The organism is Thioclava sp. UBA3469, assembly GCF_002378135.1.
Classification (GTDB): Bacteria; Pseudomonadota; Alphaproteobacteria; order Rhodobacterales; family Rhodobacteraceae; genus Thioclava; species Thioclava sediminum.
This window is the reverse complement of record NZ_DFRG01000043.1, coordinates 1680-3362: the sequence shown is the minus strand read 5'-3', so window position 1 is coordinate 3362 and position 1683 is coordinate 1680. Positions and strand designations below refer to the sequence as shown.

Genomic DNA, 1683 nt, shown 5'->3' with positions numbered 1-1683 from the left:
GGTTGTGAACCTTGCGGATGAAATGCTTGATCATTTCCTCGGCGCTGTCGAAATCCGCGATGACGCCGTCGCGCATCGGGCGGATCGCTTCGATCGAGCCGGGGGTCCGGCCGAGCATCAGCTTGGCGTCTTCACCGACCGCCAGCACCTGCTTTTTGCCGTCCTTGACATGATAGGCGACCACCGAGGGTTCGTTCAGCACGATCCCCTTGCCTTTGACATAGACCAGCGTGTTCGCCGTCCCGAGGTCGATCGCCATGTCCGAGGAGAAGATCCCACCAACCATATTACGCCTGTCCCATCCCAAATTTCTTAGAAACACCGCGACTCGCGCCAAGCCACGGCCCGCGCCTCGTATAGTCAAAGCGGCCCTTACGGGGAAGCGGATTTGCGCCACAGGCAAGGCGCCCCTGCGGTTATCCGCTGAGGCTAGGCCAAGGGATTGACCTTTTTCAACATTTTGGGCGGATTTTGCCCGGAAAAAGCGCTTGAAATTACAGATATGCGATACGTCACGAAATCGTGCTGAAATCGGCGATTTCGCGCGGCGTCGAAATGAAAATGGGCAGCCCTTCGCGGGCTGCCCGAAAGCTGTGCAACTTGTGGTCGGCTCAGAGCTTGTAGCTCACCGTTTTCACATCCGCGTCGGGCGCGGTTTTCTGGCTGCGGAAGCGCAGGCGGTTGAGCGCGCCGACATAGGCCTTCACGCTCGCGAGGATCGTGTCGGTATCCGACGCGGCCCCGGTGCCGATCCGCCCGTCTTCCTCGAGGCGGACCGAAACGGTCGCCTGTGCGTCGGTGCCTTCGGTCACGGCATGCACCTGATAGAGCTTCAGCTTCGCTTGCGTCGGGTAAATTTCCTTGACGCAGTTGAAGACCGCATCGACCGGGCCGTCGCCTTGGCACTTGCTGGATTTCTCCTCGCCATCAACGAGCATCTTCAGCTCGGCTTCCTGCCCGTCCGAGCCGCAGACGACGCGCAGCCATTTCACCTGCAGGTAGTCATCGGCCGTGTTCGCGGCGCTGTCGGTCATCAGCGCGATCAGGTCCTCGTCGTAGATTTCCTTCTTCCGGTCGGCCAGCGCCTTGAAGCGGACGAAGACGTCCTTGAGCTGGTTGTCGCCCAGCTCGTAGCCCAGATCCTTGAGCTTCGCGCGCAGCGCAGCGCGGCCCGAGTGTTTGCCCATCGCGATATTCGCCTCGTTGAGGCCGATATCGGCGGGCTTCATGATCTCGAAGGTCTCGACGTTCTTCAGCACGCCATCCTGGTGGATGCCGCTTTCGTGCAGGAAGGCGTTCTTGCCGACGATCGCCTTGTTGAACTGCACCGGGAAGCCTGAAACCTGCGCCACGCGGCGCGAGATGTTCATGATCTTCGTCGTGTCTATATGGGTCTGGTAGGGCATGATGTCCTGACGGACCTTCATCGCCATCACCACCTCTTCGAGCGCGGTGTTGCCCGCGCGCTCGCCCAGACCGTTTATCGTGCATTCGATCTGACGCGCGCCCGCATCGACCGCGGCCAGTGCGTTCGCCGTCGCCATGCCCAGATCGTTGTGGCAGTGGGTCGCGAAGATGATCTCGTCGGCGCCCGGCACACGCTCGAGCAGCATCCGGATCAGGTCCGCGGATTCGGTCGGCGCGGTATAGCCCACCGTATCGGGGATGTTGATCGTGGTGGCA

General features: G+C 61.1%; 2 protein-coding genes. Both read right to left on the bottom strand.

Annotated elements, in window-relative coordinates; translation table 11 throughout:
* A partial coding sequence (locus B3D39_RS03215; protein ID WP_286789373.1) for a rod shape-determining protein occupies positions 1–286 on the bottom strand: 286 nt, incomplete at its 3' end.
* Between the two features lie 325 nt (positions 287–611).
* On the bottom strand, positions 612–1683 hold a 1072-nt coding region (locus B3D39_RS03210; RefSeq protein WP_286789372.1), incomplete at its 5' end, for a 2-isopropylmalate synthase.